The 21574-nt window shown below is 30.1% G+C and carries 27 protein-coding genes; 19 read left to right on the plus strand and 8 right to left on the minus strand.

What is annotated here, in order from left to right:
* The first annotated feature begins 140 nt into the window (after positions 1–140).
* From fabV to Q0829_RS20720, 19 genes are all read left to right on the plus strand, one after another.
* The gene (gene fabV, locus Q0829_RS20630; RefSeq protein ID WP_298546480.1) at positions 141–1334 is read left to right on the plus strand and encodes an enoyl-ACP reductase FabV; all 1194 of its coding nucleotides are present in this window, start codon (positions 141–143) and stop codon (positions 1332–1334) included.
* A 167-nt stretch (positions 1335–1501) separates the two neighbouring features.
* Complete coding sequence (locus tag Q0829_RS20635; RefSeq protein ID WP_298546482.1) at positions 1502–1882, plus strand: nuclear transport factor 2 family protein; 381 nt, start codon at positions 1502–1504, stop codon at positions 1880–1882.
* 129 nt (positions 1883–2011) lie between these two features.
* A complete protein-coding gene (locus Q0829_RS20640) occupies positions 2012–2515 on the plus strand; it encodes a GNAT family N-acetyltransferase (RefSeq protein ID WP_298546484.1) in 504 nt (167 codons plus the stop codon).
* Between the two features lie 325 nt (positions 2516–2840).
* Positions 2841–4220, plus strand: coding sequence for a leucine-rich repeat domain-containing protein (locus tag Q0829_RS20645; RefSeq protein WP_298546486.1), 1380 nt, complete (start codon positions 2841–2843; stop codon positions 4218–4220).
* A gap of 87 nt (positions 4221–4307) precedes the next feature.
* On the plus strand, positions 4308–5042 hold the full coding sequence (locus tag Q0829_RS20650; RefSeq protein ID WP_298546488.1) for a hypothetical protein: 735 nt from the start codon (positions 4308–4310) through the stop codon (positions 5040–5042).
* 43 nt (positions 5043–5085) lie between these two features.
* Positions 5086–5358 (plus strand): hypothetical protein, encoded by a 273-nt coding sequence (locus tag Q0829_RS20655; protein ID WP_298546490.1) that lies wholly within the window; start codon positions 5086–5088, stop codon positions 5356–5358.
* 191 nt (positions 5359–5549) lie between these two features.
* Positions 5550–6164: a hypothetical protein gene (locus Q0829_RS20660; protein ID WP_298546492.1), complete on the plus strand. Its 615-nt coding sequence runs from the start codon at positions 5550–5552 to the stop codon at positions 6162–6164.
* 191 nt (positions 6165–6355) lie between these two features.
* Complete coding sequence (locus Q0829_RS20665; RefSeq protein ID WP_298546494.1) at positions 6356–7849, plus strand: WG repeat-containing protein; 1494 nt, start codon at positions 6356–6358, stop codon at positions 7847–7849.
* Positions 7850–7947: 98 nt separating this feature from the next.
* On the plus strand, positions 7948–8184 hold the full coding sequence (locus Q0829_RS20670; protein WP_298546885.1) for a barstar family protein: 237 nt from the start codon (positions 7948–7950) through the stop codon (positions 8182–8184).
* A gap of 52 nt (positions 8185–8236) precedes the next feature.
* Complete coding sequence (locus tag Q0829_RS20675) at positions 8237–8512, plus strand: hypothetical protein (protein ID WP_298546496.1); 276 nt, start codon at positions 8237–8239, stop codon at positions 8510–8512.
* A gap of 275 nt (positions 8513–8787) precedes the next feature.
* The gene (locus Q0829_RS20680) at positions 8788–9126 is read left to right on the plus strand and encodes a hypothetical protein (RefSeq protein ID WP_298546498.1); all 339 of its coding nucleotides are present in this window, start codon (positions 8788–8790) and stop codon (positions 9124–9126) included.
* Positions 9127–9500: 374 nt separating this feature from the next.
* Positions 9501–10058 (plus strand): DUF5655 domain-containing protein, encoded by a 558-nt coding sequence (locus Q0829_RS20685; RefSeq protein ID WP_298546500.1) that lies wholly within the window; start codon positions 9501–9503, stop codon positions 10056–10058.
* A gap of 2 nt (positions 10059–10060) precedes the next feature.
* Positions 10061–10480 carry an SRPBCC domain-containing protein gene (locus tag Q0829_RS20690; protein ID WP_298546502.1) on the plus strand — a complete coding sequence of 140 codons (420 nt, stop codon included), beginning with the start codon at positions 10061–10063 and terminating at the stop codon, positions 10478–10480.
* Complete coding sequence (locus tag Q0829_RS20695; protein ID WP_298546504.1) at positions 10473–10787, plus strand: metalloregulator ArsR/SmtB family transcription factor; 315 nt, start codon at positions 10473–10475, stop codon at positions 10785–10787. The genes Q0829_RS20690 and Q0829_RS20695 overlap by 8 nt, the downstream gene beginning before the upstream one ends.
* Positions 10788–11040: 253 nt before the next feature.
* Positions 11041–11889, plus strand: coding sequence for a hypothetical protein (locus Q0829_RS20700; protein ID WP_298546506.1), 849 nt, complete (start codon positions 11041–11043; stop codon positions 11887–11889).
* Positions 11890–11913: 24 nt separating this feature from the next.
* Positions 11914–12348 (plus strand): DUF1801 domain-containing protein, encoded by a 435-nt coding sequence (locus tag Q0829_RS20705; RefSeq protein ID WP_298546508.1) that lies wholly within the window; start codon positions 11914–11916, stop codon positions 12346–12348.
* Between the two features lie 167 nt (positions 12349–12515).
* Complete coding sequence (locus Q0829_RS20710; protein WP_298546510.1) at positions 12516–13421, plus strand: SH3 domain-containing protein; 906 nt, start codon at positions 12516–12518, stop codon at positions 13419–13421.
* Between the two features lie 350 nt (positions 13422–13771).
* The gene (locus Q0829_RS20715; RefSeq protein WP_298546512.1) at positions 13772–14626 is read left to right on the plus strand and encodes a GNAT family N-acetyltransferase; all 855 of its coding nucleotides are present in this window, start codon (positions 13772–13774) and stop codon (positions 14624–14626) included.
* Between the two features lie 132 nt (positions 14627–14758).
* The gene (locus Q0829_RS20720) at positions 14759–15436 is read left to right on the plus strand and encodes a DUF4386 domain-containing protein (protein ID WP_298546514.1); all 678 of its coding nucleotides are present in this window, start codon (positions 14759–14761) and stop codon (positions 15434–15436) included.
* Between the two features lie 44 nt (positions 15437–15480).
* On the opposite strand, the gene Q0829_RS20725 is transcribed toward Q0829_RS20720, so the two are convergent.
* From Q0829_RS20725 to Q0829_RS20760, 8 genes are read right to left on the minus strand one after another with little or no spacing between them, the layout of a single operon-like run.
* Positions 15481–16581 (minus strand): DUF4056 domain-containing protein, encoded by a 1101-nt coding sequence (locus Q0829_RS20725; RefSeq protein ID WP_298546516.1) that lies wholly within the window; start codon positions 16579–16581, stop codon positions 15481–15483.
* Positions 16582–16606: 25 nt separating this feature from the next.
* Entirely contained in the window at positions 16607–17362 is a 756-nt protein-coding gene (locus Q0829_RS20730; protein WP_298546518.1) for a hypothetical protein, read from the minus strand.
* A complete protein-coding gene (locus tag Q0829_RS20735) occupies positions 17329–18432 on the minus strand; it encodes a glycosyltransferase family 2 protein (RefSeq protein WP_298546519.1) in 1104 nt (367 codons plus the stop codon). Before Q0829_RS20735 ends, Q0829_RS20730 begins: the two co-directional genes overlap by 34 nt.
* Positions 18429–19049 carry a 1-acyl-sn-glycerol-3-phosphate acyltransferase gene (locus Q0829_RS20740; protein ID WP_298546521.1) on the minus strand — a complete coding sequence of 207 codons (621 nt, stop codon included), beginning with the start codon at positions 19047–19049 and terminating at the stop codon, positions 18429–18431. The genes Q0829_RS20735 and Q0829_RS20740 overlap by 4 nt, the downstream gene beginning before the upstream one ends.
* Positions 19046–19696: a carotenoid biosynthesis protein gene (locus tag Q0829_RS20745; RefSeq protein ID WP_298546523.1), complete on the minus strand. Its 651-nt coding sequence runs from the start codon at positions 19694–19696 to the stop codon at positions 19046–19048. Before Q0829_RS20745 ends, Q0829_RS20740 begins: the two co-directional genes overlap by 4 nt.
* Before the next feature lie 12 nt (positions 19697–19708).
* Positions 19709–19873 (minus strand): hypothetical protein, encoded by a 165-nt coding sequence (locus Q0829_RS20750; RefSeq protein ID WP_298546525.1) that lies wholly within the window; start codon positions 19871–19873, stop codon positions 19709–19711.
* Complete coding sequence (locus Q0829_RS20755; RefSeq protein WP_298546527.1) at positions 19870–20568, minus strand: lycopene cyclase domain-containing protein; 699 nt, start codon at positions 20566–20568, stop codon at positions 19870–19872. The genes Q0829_RS20750 and Q0829_RS20755 overlap by 4 nt, the downstream gene beginning before the upstream one ends.
* Positions 20569–20587: 19 nt before the next feature.
* Positions 20588–21424, minus strand: coding sequence for a phytoene/squalene synthase family protein (locus tag Q0829_RS20760; protein WP_298546529.1), 837 nt, complete (start codon positions 21422–21424; stop codon positions 20588–20590).
* Positions 21425–21574: the final 150 nt, after the last annotated feature.

The following is a 21574-nucleotide window of genomic DNA, read 5'->3' on the forward strand; positions in this document are numbered from 1 at the left end:
ATGCTTATTTAAAAGGTTTTTGCTATTTTAATTATCTGGTTATTTATTAGTTTATCTGTTGCTAAAAATAACCGGATAATTTCTTTGGAAATCCCTACTTTTTAGGCTATGTTCGTAGCTTCAGAAAAGATTTTTACACAATGATTATAGAACCTAGAACTCGCGGATTCATTTGCCTAACTGCACATCCAAAGGGGTGCGAACAAAATGTAATAAACCAAATAGACTATATCAAATCCAAAGGAGCTATAAATGGTCCAAAAAAAGTACTTGTTATTGGTGCTTCTACTGGTTTTGGACTAGCTTCTAGAATAACCAGTGCATTTGGTTCTGATGCCGCTACAATTGGTGTGTTTTTAGAAAAACCTCCTAAGCCAAACAGACCGGCTTCTCCGGGATGGTACAATAGTGCTGCTTTTGAAACGCAAGCGCATAAAGCCGGATTATATGCTAAAAGTATTAATGGAGATGCTTTTTCTAATGAAATCAAACAACAAACTATAGAACTTATTAAACAAGATCTTGGACAAATAGATTTAGTTATTTATAGTTTAGCATCACCAGTAAGGGTACATCCAGAAACAGGAGTAAAACACAAATCTGTTCTAAAACCCATAGGTGATACATATGTTAACAAAACAGTAGATTTTCATACTGGAGACATATCTCAGGTATCCATTGAGCCTGCTACAGAAGAAGATATAGAAAACACCGTAACCGTAATGGGTGGAGAAGATTGGCAATTCTGGATTAATGCTTTGCAAAAAGAAAATTTGTTAGCTCCAGAAGCTAAAACCATTGCATACTCATATATCGGCCCAAAACTTACAGAACCTGTTTACAGAAAAGGAACAATCGGAAGTGCTAAAGATCATCTAGAAGCTACTGCTTTTGACATTACCAAATCACTAGATAAGATTAACGGAAAAGCATATGTTTCTGTAAATAAAGCACTAGTCACTCAAGCTAGTTCTGCAATCCCAGTAATCCCATTATATATTTCTCTACTTTATAAAATAATGAAGGAAAATAACATCCACGAAGGATGTATAGAGCAAATGCAACGATTATTTGCGGATAGATTATATAGTAACAACGATATTGTGACCGATGATCAAGGTAGAATACGTGTTGATGATTGGGAAATGCGCGAAGATATTCAGGCTAAAATAAAAGAATTATGGGATAATGCAACTACAGAAACCTTAGCAACCATTGGTGATCTAGAAGGATATAGTAATGATTTCTTTAATCTATTTGGATTTAAAGTAGCTGGAGTGGATTATGATCAAGATGTAAACGAAGTGGTAGAAATTCCTGGATTACAGTCCTGATTTTTCTCTCTACATTTTATAGAACTGCATCCCCTTTATCATTGATAAAGGGGATTTTTCTTTTATATTTATAGACACAAGGATTTTTTTAACGACACAAGACTAAACATACAGCTATTCATTGTAGCCTATTAGAAAAATCAACGATAATAAAAAGTAAATAAACAATGCTAACAAAAGAAACGATTGAAAATTTCATCAGTTCGGTTGAAAAAGAGCCCCATGACAAGGTAATAGAAAAGTTTTATGCCGATGACGCATCAATTCAAGAAAATCAGAATAAACCTAGAGTAGGAAAAGAAAATTTAATTAAAAATGAACAAGGGATGCTGTCAAAAGCTTCAAGTGTAAATTCAAAATGTATTCGACCATTTTTCCAGATTGAGAATAAAGTCATAATTAAATGGAAATTTCGATTTGAATGGAAAGATAATACAGTAACTGAAATTGAAGAATTAGCCTATCAAGAATGGGAAGGCAATAAAATCAAGCGGGAGCAATTTTTCTATGACCCAAAACAGTTCATTCCTAAGAAGAGAATAGAATGATAAAATTGATAGAAAAACTGGCTACCACAATGTGTATGAGGTTCATTGCTAGCAAAAGCTGGCAACGCTTAATACACGGGCCGTTGGCAGTAATTAAAACAAATAAAACTGAATAAGGAAATAACATTGATGAACATTAAATTTTCTCAAATAAAAATTACCGAAAAGAAAATAGTTTTGGACTTGTTTAAAGAAGCAGCTATAAAAATCGAAAAAATGAATATTGACCATTGGCAATATTGGAAAAATCCACCTAAAGAAAAGATTGAATGGATAGAAGAAGGAATAAAAAATAAAGAATTTTATTTTATAGAAAACACCGATTCTACCACTATCGGAATGGTTAGAATTTTGAAGGAAGATTTATTGTATTGGGGTAAACAAAAGGAAAAATCTCTTTATATTCATTCATTGGTTGTTAAAGACAACAATGAAAATAAAGGAATTGGGAAAATCATACTTGAACAGATTAAAAATAATGCGAAAAATAAAGGCTATAAATATTTAAGACTTGATGCCGATTCTGAAAACCCAAAACTTTGCTACTATTATGAAAAACAAGGATTTAAAAAGGTTGGAATAAAAGAATTGCCTCTTTCTATAAATAATCTTTATCAAAAGGAATTGAAATAAAAAACTACTGCTAACACCGAGTATAACTAATTGCTAAGATCAGGCTATTTTGTAAATATTCACCAAAACCAATAAGTTTAGTTGCATTTGGTAAAAAAATCGCAACTAATCATACACAAAACGTTAGCGAACATAATTTACCTTTTTAGGAGATATTATACTAATTAAGAAAATAAAAAATAAATACAATAGATAACTATAATATATTAATTAAACGTAGTAGCAACGATTCTGAAATTACAGTTTCTAAATATTTAGTTCTTGATTGTAGACAGTTGTTAAGATTAAAAATAATTGAAAGATACTGATATCTTTAAAATAGAAAATGAATAATTACAAAGAGAATATAAGTAACTACATAAATGAAGCTCTTGCTTATTTGAAGAGGACTAAGAATATGTGGATAAAAGAAGTCCACCCTGAGATTATTGAGCGATTTGAAAGCTGGGATTGGGAAGCTGATTTTGCAAAAATAGAGCAACGCTTGACTTCGGCATACCAAGAGAATACTTTTGAAGGAAAAATAGGTACAATCGCAATTAATTGGGATGACTTCTATAATAATGGTGTAACCCTTTATTTTGGTTCAGAAAATGAATATCAAGAATGGGGAGATGAGGATTGGCTAGACTGGGAAGTTAATTTATCAGATATAGTCAATCAAGTATTTGAAGGTATTGATAGTTGGTACGATGAAATGGAAGTTGAGCTGGATCTTTTTAAGGATTTATTCTTAGGGCTTGTTGAAATAGCGGCTATCAATTCTGTAAAAACAGATGAATTTAAAAAACTAAAAAAGCAAGAAACCTACTTAATATCAAGTGCTTTATGGCATGACTCGGAGTACAACATGATTTTCAATTCTAAAGAACCTGTTGAGTATGAATTGATTCTTCGTAAGGAATATAAGGAAACTGAACCTGAAGTTTTAGATGAAGGTTATTATAAGATTTTTGGTGAAAAATATAAAGTTTCAACAAGATGGATTAGAGGTAATAGTACAAAAGTAGGAATAATGCCTGAAGAAATTGGCCTATTTCAAAATGTAGAGGAGCTTCAAGCAAAAAAAGAATACTTAAAGAATCTTCCCGAAGCCTTATTTTCTTTAACTAAATTACAGAATTTAGACTTGTCTCATAATAAATTAGAAACAATAAGTGATAACGTTATAAAATTGAAGAACTTAAATATACTCAATGTATCGAATAATAAAATAAGCTATTTACCAAGTTCTTTATGTGGTTTAGACGAATTAGAGCGATTAAATATTGACTACAATCAGCTTAAAAAGCTTCCTTCATTGGAGAAACTTCCAAAATTGGACTCATTGAGCGCCCATAATAATGAAATAGAGGAACTTTCAGAGCTCCCAGAAAGTCTGACTTGGCTCAATTTAAATACCAATAAACTGAGGCAGCTTCCAGTCTCTATTACCAAATTAAAGAATTTAAAAACCTTAGTATTGTCTAGTAATTTATTTGATTCTTTTCCTGAAGAAATTCTAAAACTAGAATCTCTAGAAAGTCTTGAACTTGGTGGAAACCCAATAGAGGATTTACCAAAAGAGCTTCTTTCTCTTCCAAATCTTAAAGAGCTAAGAATAATGCCAAACAAATTTTCCATTGAAAAACGCAAAGAATTGAGAAAAACCTTTGGTAGTATTTTATTTGTAGGCTACGATTCTAGTGCTAACTCATTCATGTAAATGAAATTTATGAAATAGGACATAACACAAAATAAAAAGCATTAAAACCCATTTTACACTGACTGTTGTCCATAATACTAAAAATGAATGAACAAAACCATAATATTTTTATTTTCTCTTATACTTTTGACAAGTTGTGTTCAATCACAATCGGAAAAAATTACTGGAAACCCAATCAATGATTTACCTGTTTTATTCGAAACCCAAACTGTGTCCGCTGATATTATGGACGGAATTAAGCACAATCCTCGTCAACTTGAACTAACTAAAAAAATTCAAAGTTCCTTACAAAATAACTGGGAATGGTATCAAGAATATATAAAGACTGTAAAAAAAAGAGAATCTTTGGTTTATCATACTAATTTCGGTATAACTAAAGAAGAATACGAGGAGTTTTTAAAAATATCTAAAGACATTCAAGTAGAATCCACAGGAAAAGAAGTGTTGGAAATTATTAAAGAAGATGATAAAATTAAATTTAAGGCAAACGGCAGACTTTCAATCTATAATGATTTAACAATTGACATTGAGAATAATCAAGTATTATATAAAGAATATGTACTGCCATTTCTTGACAAAGTAAATATTGAGGATACTGATAACGGATTAAAAAGTAAATGGAAAGGATATAATTGGGCTTATGAATATCCTGTAATAACTGATGAAACAGATTTGACAGATTTGGATAATTTAAATATAACAATTGTTAGGTTTACAATTGGACAACTTGAAAAAAACGGAAAAATCTATATGAAAATTAAAGAACGAAAAATGGAAAGTGGTGTAAAAACAGTAGACAGTCAAATTCCAATAATGTTCTAAAAGGCACTGTTACTGGTAACAAGTTCTGTATAAAACAGAGTTAATGATTACTAAACCAAAAAGTTTGTGTTTTTCTTACCAAGGTGCTTTAAAAACTGTAAGATTTAATGTAGAAACTCTTGGAAATCATCACTCTGAGATTGCTAACAACTACACCACTGACAAAGAAAGCCTCACAGATCACAAAAAAAGAAGTTCTGTTCTAATTAATTTTGTTATGAATAAAGGATCGTACAAATTAAAAGATGAATTTACTTGGAGTTCTGATAAATGGATTGAACTCGCTTCTTATGAATACTCAATAAGTAAAAAATAAATGCTAACAACTCATATATGATCATAGCCGCAAATTGATCAATCGAATGGTTCTTATATTTTTGACAAGGCGTAAAGTTTGCAAAACTTTAAAAAACAGCAACCAATACGCATAAAAATCGAAAACCAAGGTAACATTTTGCCCAGCTGCGACATAAATATTAAACGTTGTAACACATTTAAAACAAATTAATGAAGAAAGTATATTTATTACTTTTACTAACTTATGGTGTCTCTAATTATTCTCAAACTATAACAAAAGACGAAATCCAAATATCTATTAAAAAGGCTAAACTTGTTGATAATGTAAGTGTAGTTGGGATTAGGCAACTTAAAGTCACAAGTAATAAGTTGAGAAAAGTAATGATAAAAACAAAGATTAAATCCAAACCTGAGAATAAAACCAAACTCAGTGCTTTTTCTCTTGTAGATATAAAAAATAAAATTCGATATCGTTTAGCTGATTATAAAGGATATACTGGAGTAATTGGCTACCCCGAATTAATCCCATATCGAAAAACAGAATTATTTAATAAAAAAGGCAAACCAATCCAATATGGAATACCTCCTTTTGATAGAACGGAAAAAGACTTTTTCAATGATTATGACAAAAAAGGGTTCGTTAATTTTGAAGTACCAATAAATTTTGGAACAGCAAAGAATCCAAAAATGAGCGTATTGTATTTTGGTGAAACGAGTTATAAAAAATTTACTGCGGAATTGTTTTTTGCAATATTAGTTGAAAATACAGGACTTAATTATGAGCTATATTATAAAGATGAAAAAATAGCTGATATAAAATTTTAAATAAGAACGCTTTACAACATCATAAATAAAATCAGAGCAAAGTTTAGTACCAATCGAAAAGATCATTTCCTTTTACAGTGGTGCTGGATTTTTATAAATTAAACAAGAAATAAAAATGCACAGATAGATCAATTGGCTCAGGCATGCTTGCTTTGCTTCTAATCATATTTAGCATCATAAACTATTTAAAAATGAAAACAAATAAACTTCTACTTTTATTAGCCATACTGATATCAGGTATCTCCTATTCCCAATTAGATGGAAAAACAATTAATAAAAGAGTTTCTAAACTAAAGAAAAAATATAAATACGTTTCTCAAGTCTCTAAATGTAATACGGTTCTTGTAGGAGAATATATTTATGGAGGTAATGATGGTGGCGGAAGAATTCCAAAAGGAATACAAAATATGAAACTGATCTCTTTAGAAAACAAAAAACTTCAAGAAGACACCAAACTAAAGTACGCGAAAGCTTTAACTTTAAATTATAAACAGGTAAAAGAATACAAACGACTTTACACAATTGAAGGAATAAATGGAAAAATTGGAGTTCTTGATTTGTGCGGTAACGTAATTGTTGAACCTAAATATGATTTCATAAATCCATTTAATAAAGAAGGGCAAGCAGTTGCTTTTGTAAATAACAAAATAGATGTAGTTGACCTAAGTGGAAAGAGTATATTAAATGATCCTTTTAAATACTCTCTTAAAAAAGAGGATTTCTTTACCCCAAGAAGAACATCAAAGTATCTACAAGTAGTAAATAATAACATCATTGTGGGTAATGATGAAGGGAATTATGCATTATTTAACATAACAGAAAACAAAGAGATAACTCCCTTTAAATATTCTTTTATATATCCTAACATATTCGATCATACCAGAAAAAATGAAATAGGGTTTAAAGCTGTTTCTGAAGGTAAACAAACATTGTTAGATTTAACGAATGGAGAAGAACTATTACCTCTAACTTTTTACGAAATAGATGATTTTATAAGTATAGCCAATAAAAAATTCGTTAGAGGTACTATAGATAAAGAAGAAAAAACAAACGTCCTTGATATAATCGAAAATAAGTTTATATTTTCAGATGAAATTCATCTAAACAGGTTTAACAAAATAAAGCCCATAACGCAAAAATTATGGAATGTTGAAATTAGTTACCCGTTAGAAAAGAAAAACCAATATAATCCAGCTAACGGTAAATTAGGTTTATATGATACTGAAAAAAGTGATTTTGTAATAAAGCCTGATAAAAATATTAGTTATATTGATCTGGTTCGTGATATTTTTGGAGATACATTGACAAATGCCTTAAAAATTTCGTATAAATCTAATGAAGGTAAACTTTATCTTATTTCGCCTTGGAAAGTTATTTTAGAATTTCAAAGTAGCGCCCCAGAATTTAAAAAGATTAAGCTTAAAAATGATACTAAAACCAATGAATTCTATTTGATGTCTGTTCAACCTAACAGGAAGTCATCCAAAAAACTTTTTACTCTTTTTGATACCAAATGGAATAAAATTTTTGAAAACATACGAGCATATGCACCAAAGGTAAAAGAAGATGTTTTTTATTTTTTCGAACGTATTAATTGCTCACCTTCTCCTTGCGAAAATGTATATACTGCTTATGATATTGATGGAAAACTGATTGGAGAAAAGCAAAAATACAAGATTGAATAATATAGTTCATAACACGAATGTATGAGTCAGAATCACCTAACCGGACATTACGACTCATACATAAATACTTAGCATTAATTGAGAAATGAAATTGAAACATTCAAAATCAAAGGAAAAAACTCAAGAATTGGAAATCATTTCACTCTGAGTTTAAGAAAGAAATGAACTTTCCAGATTATTATGGAGAAAATATGAATGCTCGGATTAACTGTGTTGACGAAATGACTGACAAACCAACTCTTTTAAAAATTGACAATGGAAAATACCTGAAAGAAAACGTACTTAAGTTGTTTAACGCTATTCCGGACGGAATGCGGAGCTTTTGTAAATTATAGAAAAATAAAAGTCGGAGAAAAACTGAATTTGATAATAGCAACTGACTACTAAATGAGAGAAAGTAAAACGTTAAAATGGATTTTTATTTCGGTTAGCGGAATTTTCATGTTTCTGATTAGTTTTACTCTAATTTATGATTTATTAATTCCTGACATTTGTTATTATCACACTAATGAAATGAATTCTTTTATGAATCTTTTTTATAGTGCTGGAGGAGCCGACAACGGACATCCAAGTCCAAATTTATTAAACTTTTTATTTTCGTTTTTTATTGGTGGAGTTTTAGGATATGGAATTTATAAAGCTGTGACAAATAAAACAAACTGAAAAACAACTACTGCCAACACGGTGCATAAAACGTAGTTGATAACTGTAAATCGAGAGGCTTGTCTTTTATTTACAATAACTTCCAAATTCTTAATTTGGGTTTTAAAAGGAATACTTAAAAAATAAAATATAAAAACTCGGCTCTGTATTTATTCGAAAAGTTAGTGTTCTTTTACACGTTACGTTTTGTACACAAGGCAATTGTAGTAAATTAATCAGACTTTCTTAAGTTTTTTAAATAGGTAACCGATAGCAATATACTTCGTCATAAGTATATGAGATTAATTTTATACGGTTTAATATTACTAAATTGGGGACTTGTTCATTCTCAAATAACTAATTCTGAATTAATTGGAAAATGGATCATTAATGATGTACAATACAATGCTAAAATAATTTCTTGTGGACCTAATTCGGAAACCCCATTTGAAATTGAAGCTAGATTAAAACGAGATTATATTGGAGCTTCAATAGAATTTCTCAGCACAAGAGAATTAAAATATAGAGATAAAAATAATTGTCTAGAAAGTGAAATAGGTTCAAAATCGTTTATTGATTTAAATGATTATAATTGGAGAATTTTAAATCAGGATAAAATTGAGTTTTTTGAATGATCTAACAATGAAAATCCGATAAAACTTACCGTTAAATATGATAGTGGAATAATTCATATTTACCTTGATTTTATCGGAATATTATTCATAATGGGGAAAAATAACTTATTGCAACACTATATATAGGATCATAGCCACTAAATGATCAATCGAATGGTTATGGTATTTTTGGTAAGACCCAATACTTACTAAATAAAAAATAGCAATCAGTACACAGAAAACACCAATAGTTAGGTAGCATTTTGTATTGCTAGAACATACATCTTAAACGTTATCTGATATTTAAAATAAACTTATCTAATTAAAACAAATTTTGTGTAACCAAAAAGTTTCATATATTTGCGTAACCAATTAGTTACTTAATATAAAATATCATGGCATTAGGACCAAAACAGATGGGCGAGGCAATAGTTCGCAATCTGAAAAACAAAACAGGCAAATCCATCAAGGAATGGATTGAAATTGTAGAGCAAACAAAACTTAAAGAAAAAAAAGAAATTATCGCATTTTTGAAAAATGAAAACGGGCTTGGACATTTTCAAGCTCAAAAAATCTTTGAGCATTTTAGCGGTAAAGATAAGTATGAGGCCCCTTCTACGTTTGCTGACAAGATTTTTACTTCGAAAAAATCAAAAGAACTTTATCTTTTTGTAAAAAGCAAAATACTTGAAATGGAAACTGATATCAGGATTCAGCCATGTCAAACTTATATTCCGTTCTACAGGAAAAATCAATTTGCCATTTTGACCAAATCAAAAAATGACGAAATCCTTTTAGGTTTAAACCTTCCTGAGGATTATGAAAACACAAAGTTTTCCAAATCTTCTAACAAAGGTAGCATAAGAATCAACGCTCAAACTTTAATCAATAAAAAAAAGGATTTCGACCAGGAAATAATTTCTGCCTTATTAATAGCTTATCAAAACAATTGAAAATGAACAAATCAATAAAACTTACTAAAGTATATGACTTCCCCGTTGAAAAAATATGGAAGGCTTTGACCGATCAAAAAGCTTTAAGTGAATGGTTAATGCCTTGTGATTTTGAGCCAAAAGTCGGCCATAAATTCCAGTTTAAAACCAAGCCATATCCTGGTTTTGACGGAATTACGAATTGTGAAGTTTTAGAGCTAAAGGAAAATGAAAAACTGTCTTTTAGTTGGAATGGTGGTTCTTTAAAAAATACTATCGTATCATTTACATTGACGCCGCAGAATCAACAAACAAGATTAGACTTTGAACATAGCGGTTTTGAAGGCTTAGTAAATAATTTTATCGTAAAAAAGATACTATCCAACGGTTGGAGAAATAAAATACTTACCATTCAACTTCCAAAATATTTATCAAATGACTGATGTATTTAAAGCAATTGCTGATCCAACAAGAAGAGAAATTCTACTCTCTCTTGCCAAAAACCCCGAAAATGTGAATACTATTTCAGAAAAATTCAATATGTCAAGACCTGCCGTCTCAAAGCACATAAAGATATTGTCAGATAATAAACTCGTGAGAATTGAAACTGACAAAAGTGATAATAGACAAAGGAATTGCTACGCACAACTAGAAGCGCTATCGGAAGTAAATCTATTTATAAAACAACTCCAACAATTCTGGGAATCCAAACTTGATGGACTTGGAAACTACTTAAACACTATAGAATAAAAACAACGACTGTTTCAGTAATTAATCGAACCATTTTCTCATTTAATTAAGTTATATTGTAATTGGAAAGTAAAGGCGTACTAATATTGCACTATACTTCTATATCTCTTCTTTAGTTTTAATACAAGAGCCGATGTACGGAACCAAAATTTTGAATGGAAAACAAAGTTATAAATATTAACTATTTCTTGTAAACTGGAGAAAGCCGAGACATCGAATACCATTAAAGCGAAACTCTTTTATGAAATTAAAAATGAGATTTTTTTTTCGTTCAATGCTACCTTCAATAATTATGATTCCTTCTATATTTTTTGGAATCTTCACAATGTATTATAGCAATGTTCCCTCCAACTTATGGCTACAAAATCTTGCAGTATTAGTATTAGTGAGTATATGCTCATACTCTTTTCTTTCTCTAAAAATATCTCTGAAATTAAATAGTTCAATCATCATTCTTGTTGGTCTTCTACTATTATTTCTAACACTTATTGATGATGGTATGAGTAATGTTTATAGGTGGTTATCAATCGGCATTATCAATTTAAACATTGGCAGTATTGTATTACCGATATTGTTAATTGAATTACAAAAGATTCTGAATTTTAAAAATTGGTGGCTTATAACATTAATAGCATTTGGAATTATTGCAATTTTATCATTTCAACCAGATGCCTCTAAAGTAACAGCGTTTACACTTGGATCACTTTTTTTTCTACAAAAACAAGTGACCAACAAAATACAATATGTATTATTAATTATACCTATAATGGCATCTGTTTGGGCCTGGTATTTTTTAGATAACTTACCACCTGTTGATTATGTAGAGGAAATTCTTCAAATGACTAAGAAAATTGGAACAATTTGGTTTATATTAAGCGTTCTTTCACTAATACTATTACCAATACCGTTTTTTGTTTTTAAAACAGAAAAAAACAAATCAATTTGTATAAGTTTAGGAATATATTTTAGTGCTGTTTTACTATCCACTTTATTTGGAAACTTCCCTGTGCCTCTTTTAGGTTATGGTATTTCTCCAATTATCGGATACTCCATAGCAATAACTTGGCTAATTAAAAACACTGAATTTGAATATGTAACTTAATAAACAATATTAAATTAATAACACATGGCAAAGAATAAAACAATTCAAACTGAAGTCAAAGTAATTGATTTTATTAATTCATATGTTGATAATGAGCAAAAGAAAATTGATAGTAATAATTTAATGGAATTAATGGAGGAATGGTCTGGTTTTAAACCTAAAATGTGGGGACCAACCATTATTGGTTTTGGTAGCTATCACTACAAATATGCCAGCGGACATGAAGGAGATGCCCCTTTGCTCGGTTTCTCACCTCGAAAAGGACAATTTTCTCTCTATATTTATTCGAAAACCGATAAGAGTGATGAATTATTGAAAGATTTCGGCAAATTTAAAATGGGAAAAGCCTGTATCTATATAAAAAAACTAGCCGATATTGATATCTCAATTTTAGAAAAACTCTGTAAAGAAACAATTCAATATCTTAACGAACATCACGAATGCGCATGTAGAAGTTAATAACCACCTGCAAATACTATGTATAAACTCAAAACCGAAAATAGAATTTAAAAAAAAACATTTTAGCCGAGTATAACGCTAAAATCAATTAAGTTCAGTTATCATTTAAATGTGGAATAAAACCACACCACAATTTTAACTCGTTTTAAAAAAATAAGCCCTTTTATATGAAAAAGCAATGGATAATTCTATTGGTTCTTATTTTTACCAGTCACTATGATATATGGTCTCAAAGTCAAACGTATTATACTGTTGCTGCTACAAGTGGTCTTACAGTTAGGAATGAGCCTTCAATTGATAGCGAAAAATTAGGAAAGTTTCCCCCGGGAGAACATTTAGAGCTAATAGAAGATACAGGAAAGTTTTTATCAATTGTAGATAATGACCTAGCTGTAAATGGAAATTGGTTTAAAGTAAAGAGAATGAACCATAATTGGGATAAAAAACCAGCATTGACAGGCTATGTATTTAGTGGATATTTACTAAAAAATGAGAGTAGACCGTATAATCCTTCTGACGCTATTGCAACTGAAAACTCAACATTAAAATTCAAAAATTTTAATGTTACTTTTTATTTTTATGAAATTGACACTCGTTATGAAGATTACAATGTTGTAAAAAACGATACGATGTATGTTTACGAAAATGTATTTAATGATTTAAATGATAAATTAATTCGTATTGAATCTAACGAAAAGATAGATAGAGTTGAATTATTTTACACTTTTAAGGAAAAGGTTTGGGAATATGGAATGGATGCACTTAATGAAAAAAAGTATTATACTTGGAAAGGAAATAGCCCATTTAAAGAACTATCACTTACAAGACAAATGACCCTATTTCCAAAAATAGCATATGAAAAAATTGAATCTTCTAGACAACTAAATCTAAAGTTAAAGGATACTTTGGTGCATTATCCAGGAGAAATGGGAGGTACAACAGCTACTATGAGTTATAATGGAAAACCTTGTGTACATGCTATACCCGAAACTATTCTGAAAATAGTTTTATATCATAATAATGGTACTAAAGAAATTAAATATATTAATATCAATTTGTCTTACGGATGTTAATAATTCTCAAAAGATATTCATTCAAACAAAGAAAATGCAAAACAGAATTTAACGAATAATTTGAAATCTGAAAAAACAACGAAATGGAATCAGGTATAAAAACATAGCTACTAATAAATTTTGAAGGATCGCAGATTTTGATGAAAGAGGATTTACTTATAATTTAGGAAAACAGATAGTTGTTTTGTTCATAAGTTGTCTATATTGATAAAATCTTTAGCTCCTATTTCTATCATGATCTCATTCTCTCTGGTTGAAAATTAAACGTATTATATTTCAAACGTAAGATTTGTATATTGTATTTACAACCTTTGGTATACTGATCCTATACCAAAATTTAAAAGCCGAAAATGAAGATTAACACTTTAAGAGGAATAGATACAAAAGACATTCTAAACGTATTCAATGAATCGTTTTCAGATTATTTCATTCCGTTTCAATTAACAGAAGAACAACTGGTTTCAAAAATGTTAGCGGATAAAGTTAATCTTAACTTATCTGTCGGAGTTTTTGAACATAAAAAACTAGTTGCTTTTATATTACACGGTTTTGATAAAATCAATAATCAAAAAATAGTATACAACGGAGGTACAGGAGTTATCCCAAAGAAAAGAGGTTTTGGATTAACCAAACAGATGTATGATTTCATTTTACCAGTTTTAGAAGAAAAGGGAATTAACGAATTACTTCTTGAGGTCATTACTAAAAATACACCAGCTATTAAGTCTTATAAAAAATCTGGTTATAAAATCGAAAGAGAGTTATCCTGCTACAAAGGAGAAGTAATTGTGTCAAACTTAAATCACAATATAGAAATTTCTAATTTACGCGATTATAACTGGAGCGTTATGCAATCATTTTGGGATATCACTCCTACTTGGCAAAACTCAAACAATGTTGTCAATCAATTAAAGAATACTAATATTTCATTGGGTGCATATATTAAAAATCAGCTGGTGGGCTATATTATTTATAATCCAAAGAATAAAAGATTGCAACAAATCGCTATAGATAAAGGCTTTAGACAACAAAAAATAGCTTCCACATTAATTTCAAAATTAATAGAGAATTATGGATCGACATTCTCAATTATTAATGTCGATAAAAGCTCAAAAACCGTTGATGCTTTTTTACAAAAAATAGGATTTGAAAAAAATCTGGAGCAACTAGAAATGAAATTACAACTTGATAAAAATCAATGCTAAAAGATATAAAAAAAATGATCCTAGTGGTTAAAAGATACTATTATCCAAAAGATATAAAAAACATTAACTATCAATTTCAAAGTAACAAATGAGCGGTTAAATCGTCTTTAAAATACTAATCAACAAACCAAAATGGAATTCCCAAAAAAAACTGCACGATTTACAGGTTTCATAGGGATCATCGTATTGGTAACTGGTTCCTTTGCTCATTCAGTTAACACAAAGCTTTTAAATTTTGACAATGCTGCAGAAACGGCTAGTAATATTCTTTCTTCGGAATCCTTGTTTCGTTTAAGTTTCGTTAGCGGTTTGACTATGGAAACTGTATTTGTTTTTTACGCTTTCTTATTGTATAAATTATTAAAACCAGTAAACAAAAATTATGCTATTCTGATGCTGATTTTAGCTTTATTACCAGTTCCAATATTTTTAATGAATCAGCTAAACCTATTTGCCGCATTACTTTCTGCCAAAGAACAGATGCAAGAACAGATGATGTTTTATCTTGATTTGAACAAGAATGGTGGATTTATTGTTTCAATTTTTTTCGGCCTATGGCTACTCCCTTTAGGTTATCTTGTATTTAAATCTAGTTACCTTCCTAAAATATTGGGAATCTTTCTAATGATAGGATGTTTCGGGTATTTAATAAATTTTATTCAAGGTTTTCTTTTTCCAGGGACAGAAGCAACGCTATGGACAAATCCAGTACTAATTATTACTCACATTTCTGAACTATTATTAATGTTATGGTTATTAATCGTGGGTATTAATATTAAGAAATGGAATCTACTGATACACAAAACATAAAATTTGAGTTCTATATTTAATCAGGATTAATTTATAAAAGCCGCTTACTTATGAGCACTCAACTTCTTTTCTGCTAATATATTCTGCTCCAAGATTTGTAATTCATCAGTAATTCTATCCAGCAATATGCTAAAATCATCTTGGTTGATAAGATTACTTTCTCGACCTGGAAAAATTTCTTCTACCGGAAATCTATAATTAAGATCAATGGTAAATTGATAAAAATTAGTTAGTAGTTCACTATTGGTAGTTAAAAGAGGAACATTTAAAATAAATGAATCATCTTTGTCTTTTTTCAGATTAGGAACTATCCAAGGGCGACTTGAATTAAGAACATCAGGATCACGTTTTAGTGTAATATTTTTACTAGGTATTCGCTTTTTATTCGTGTACCACTTATTATTAATAGCATCATAAGCGTCATAGGTTTCTTTTGCCGTCTTTACAACATCTAAACTATCTAATGTCGATTCGATAATCATTGTTGCTGCCTTATTAAAAGGGAGTTCCGAATGCAAAGTTTTCATACCTATATGTATTCCAAGTAAGTTTGAATATACATCCTCTACTGAAAAGCTAGAAAACTTTTCTGGTATAAAAGGAATGGTTGATGCACCAAACCAAGTAGAAATCTCATGCCATAGAGAAAGATCGTATGTTATTTTGCCTGCTAGCAGAATACAATCGCTATCGCTAAGCTGTTCTGGCACGTTTAAATATAAAGTCTTACGTCCTGCTTCATTACGTAAAGGTAACACTACTTCGCCTTTTCCCCTACTGTTTAGAATCGTTGTGTATAAATAACGCGTCCAATCAATCTGATCTCGTAAATGACCTATGTCGATAAAGCCACCTTTGTTCGTATAAATAGTTCCAGTGCCTTCCTTCTTATTCCCCATATAATGATGCTCATTTAAGTCATCAATACTAATCACCTGATCAATAGAAACAAATGGAACCCCCCATATTTTTAGGTCATAACCAAAAGCGCAACAGGCTCGAATAATACGTGGCGGAGTTTTCCCTATTTTAACGATGTCATCTTGCTCATCTTGGGCGAATGTAGTTATAGGAGTAACAAAAAAACTACATAGTATAAATAATTTTATACTATGCAATGCTATTTTATAAATGATAAATTTCATAATACCAGATATGAGAGAATAAATATTATAGGTTATTACGTTTTATCATATCAGGGTATAGTTCATCCTCAACCCACATAAAATTAGGAAATATGCGCATGATTTTTTCATAACATAATTTAGCTCGTTGTATTTGATCGGTAGCTTCGTATGCTTGTCCTAAAGCGGTCATTGTGTTGATATACATCCAATTATTCACAACCAATCCTTGTTTTTCAAAACTTTTAACTGCCTTTACATAATATTCGATTGCCGCTGCTTTATCTCCTCCAAAAGCAGATGGTCGGTAATACATGGAGTTTCCTTTTTCTATATTGCCCTGAATATTCTCTGGATCTAGTTCGATAGATTTGTCAATGTATTTCATACTTTTTCTACCTAAGTAAATCGCTTTAAAATTTGAGATACCAATCGTAAACGCAATGTATGCTCCCTTATATGCTAGTAAGGTTGGATTTTCAGGTGACTCTTCTAATAACTTGTCTATTATTTTTTCTGATTTATCTATATACTTTTCTGCAGTATCATCTTTTTCTGCACCAATTAACCAAGCTGTATACCCATAATAATAACTAATAAGTTCCAATTGCTCATTAAAACTATCCGAATTCACATTTTTCTCACAAGAATGCATTAGTTCATACCAAACATCCATTTTACCTCGAGAATAAGCCTTATAAATCGGGTCGCGATAAGGACTTTGCGAAAAGCCCAATTGTATTGAAAGCAACAAAACGCTAATTGTAATTACAAATCTTGTAATATATTTCGGTCTTTCCATATTAGTTTTTTCTGTTTATTATTTATGAGTCCTTTAATTATTATTAAAAGAAATACAATGTGTTGTGGCAGGACTAAAAGTAGATTTTGAAAAATTGATTGTCGACTTGCCAACATTACAAAAAATCGGATGCATACAATACCTGCAAGATATGCCGTTAACCACCACAAACCCATTTGTGCATACACTACGAATGGAGCAATGGTTGTTAAAACCGCAAAAGAAATAGTTACTAAGATACTATTTCCAAAAAATTGAAATATGTTCTTGATAAATCCTTCAATAGCATCATCTAATCCTACATACATCCTACAAGAAATATCATTATCTCCTAAGCGAGTATCGCTGGCAAGCCCTTTTTGTTTAAACAATCTTATAATAGCGATATCTTCTACTTTATGAGACTTATATTTTTCGTGTGGCCATATAGCCTTATACGTAGCTGCTTTAAACATCATGAATTGCCCGTTAGCAGCTGAAAAGATTTTATTTTTTGACTTTCGAATTAAATAAATTGGAAGTATACTTAACAAAACCCAATTCATTAATGGTACAGAAACTTTTTCTCCAAAAGACTTTACTATTTGCTTTGGAAATATAGACAATAAATGAAGTTCATGTTTCTGCAGATAACTAACACTACGTTTTATTACGCCTTTTTTTACACTTACATCTGCATCTAAAAAAAGTAATAAGTCACCAGTAGCTGCTTGCGCTAATTGGTGACAGGCATGATTCTTACCTAACCAACCTTGCGGAAGTCCACCTCCATTTAATAGTCTGATATTAGAGTTAAGAGATGCCCAATGTTTGATAATACTTTCTGTTTTGTCCGTTGAGTGATCATTATAGACAATAATTTCAAGCATACTGTATTCAAACGTTGATAATTGCTCTAATAAAGTTCCAATATTTTCTTCTTCATTCCGAGCAGGTATCAAAATTGAAATATTCGGCACAGATGTCAATGAAGTTACCTTTGGTAAATAAGCAAACGAAAGATAATTAACGAATGCTACAAGCAATCGGATAATTAGCAGAATAATTAAAAAATAACAAAAATAAATCATCTTACACCTAGTTTTCTAAAACATGATTTTGCAAAACTATTAAATTCTCGTTCCACATCTTCAGCATTTGTATTTGTATTTATAGTATTCGTTTTATAATATACGCACATATCTGGTCTAAGTTTGGTTCCATAATTAATAAGGTTAATATTATAGACCAGTTGAAAATCATTTTTTGTATTCTCTAAAATATGAGAAAGTAACCCTTTTTCGAAGGTAAACTCTTTTGTATATATACTCTTAATCCTTCCTTGCGGAAAAAACAAAAATAGGTTTTCTTTATCTTGAAGCATTTCTACCGCGTAATCAAGACTTGCTATACTTGATCGCTTACCTTTGTTAATTGAACTAGCACCAATTTTGGTCAATATCATATTTTTGCTAAGCTCCTTTTCTAGCATCATAAAATTAAACCTCCGTTTAAAAATTTTGAAGTTTAATAAGATTTGAATAAATCCATCATAAAATGAGAAATGATTACTGATCATAAGAATAGGTAATCCTTTTTCTTCATACTCTCCTTCATACTTAATACTACTAAAAAAGAAACCTATCAGTATTTTTGTATAATACTTAGAAAACTTTACCCACAATTTACTATGATTCGCTCTTATCATTTTTTAGTATAAATATTGAGAATAAATAAAATTATAAAAAAACCAAACTGAACAAAAAACAACCACCGCGCAGGTCGATTATTTGTATTTACCCTCAATCTCTGAATAAACCAATTAAAGATTAAAGCTAACAGGAACCAAAATATATAGTTATTTATAGGTGGATCGTTCTTTAAAAACATCCACATATCCATTAAAGGGGCAACTTTTTCTAGTAAGATATCATATCCTACCATCAGTAATGCTGCACCTACAATAATTAGCATATTTTTAGATGTATATTTAGAGATAATACCATTAGAAGCATATGTTAGGAACACCCAATTAAGACCAATAATTACTGGTACATCAGCTATTTTGGCACCAAGTCCTCTACCATATTCATATACTCCGAATAATTTACCGGTGGTTACACCAATAATTTCGATTACAATACTTACTATAAAAATACTTGCTAAAACTGCGATCGTTTTTGTATCCCACCCCTTATGATGAGAAAAAACAGCTATGGAAACTAAAACCAGCGTGAAAGGTGTAATCACTATAAATAAATTACGAGTGAAAGGTGTAAAATATAAAGCCAATCCCACACAATAAAAAACTATAAAAGTTATTGGAAGTCCTTTATTAACAATATACTTAATCATCCCGTTCATATACTACGCTGGTATTTCATTAACAACAATTTTAGCATTAGCTAAACAGAGTGGTATTTTACCATAAGATGCATTTTTTTTTAATACAATTACTTCATCTCCTTTGGTTACGAATTTGCAAACAGCATCGAAGCATCGAATTCTGGAATCAATTACTGCAATCTTCATACCTTTTTAGTTTTTTTAGACCTCATCTCAAAAATATGAGTTAACGCCAAAGGTGATAAAAGCAGTGAAAAATTATAAAACATATCTTCAAGCGGAATTGAAAAAATATGAATTCCTAATATTACTTGAGGGTTATAATCAAAAACAGCTTGCTCAATCCCAGTACCAGTCAAGATTCCATTTATAATAAAAAATGGGATGAGTAAAATTGGATATATTGCTAAATAGTATTGTACTACTTCTCTACTAAAATAATAACTTAGTAAAAGTATCGTAGGCAAGACAAGGAAATTAACAAAAGTATAGGTAAGATGCTGGTTTAACAATGAAGTTATAACCGATGCTATTACAATTAGAAAGGTCAAAACTTTTGTCCATTTTTCATTTAACCTAAATTTTGGAAAATGAAATTTAACTGCGTAAAATGAAAAAGCGCAAGCATATGGAATGGCAATAAAAAACAGATATTCTTCTAAAGGAAGCTTATTTATATAAACGCCAGAATTATGAACTGGGTTAAAAAACCAGCATCCAATATGAGTAAAGATGATATCCCACGTAACAAAAATAATCATCGTTATCAAAATTGCAGGAAGTAAGTACTTCCAACGCTTATAGAGCTTCAGGTTTTTCTCAAAACTTAAAGCAAGCGGCCCAGCAAGTGAAACAACAAGTATAATTAAATAGAGTGACATAGTTCGTATTTATTATGTTCTATGCCAGTTTAAGCTTCTTGGCGATATAAATAGAGCCTAATGACCATATCTTAACTCTATTAGGAATTCGAATTCGTTCATTAAGTAATTTCTCTACAGGGGTATTCTCTATCTTGGTGGTAAGTTTGGTGTAGTAAAGATAAGCTGCATACACTCCCCTTTTTGAATTATCAGGCAGCTTTTTGATTCCTTCTAAAGCAACTCTGAAATCTTCATTAATATCATTAATGATTTTTTTCTTAATATTTTCAGTTAGTTCGTTGTCCCTTAATATTGGAAAATAGATACGATGTAACTCATTAATATCATCATTAATATCACGCAAGAAATTCACTTTCTGAAAAGCAGAACCTAAACGCATAGCTGCAGGTTTTAAAGCCTGATAATGCTCTTCATCACCATTAACAAAGACTTTAAGACACATTAGTCCAACTACATCAGCCGATCCATAGATATATGCTTTAATCTCATCATCGTCAAACTCTTTTTTTGATAAATCACTATGCATGCTTTTTAAGAAAGCTTGTATTAGCTCATCATCAATATTATATTTACGAACAGTTATTTGAAACGAATTGAGTATAGGGTTAAGACTTATACCTTGATTATAAGCTCTGTAGTAATCTTCTTCAAAATCCGAAAACAAAGTGGCTTTATCGTAATCATGGAATGTATCTACAATCTCATCTGCAAAACGTACAAAACCATAAATACTATAGATGCTATCTCTTATTGATTTATCAAACAGTTTAATACCCATTGAAAATGAAGTACTATAATTTTGTGTAACTATTTTACTACACTTAAATGATACATCATCAAATAATTCCTTCATTTACTACTTTTTAAATTTTTTTAATGCAATTTGACGATGATACTATATCATAATCATCAATACCTAAAAGCATTATTTCAGTCTATTACTCTTTATTAGAGATTTACCTGAAGAGCTAGTTATGCATTAAAACTATTTAATTCTTCTTAC

Source organism: uncultured Aquimarina sp. (assembly GCF_947492405.1).
GTDB lineage: Bacteria > Bacteroidota > Bacteroidia > Flavobacteriales > Flavobacteriaceae > Aquimarina.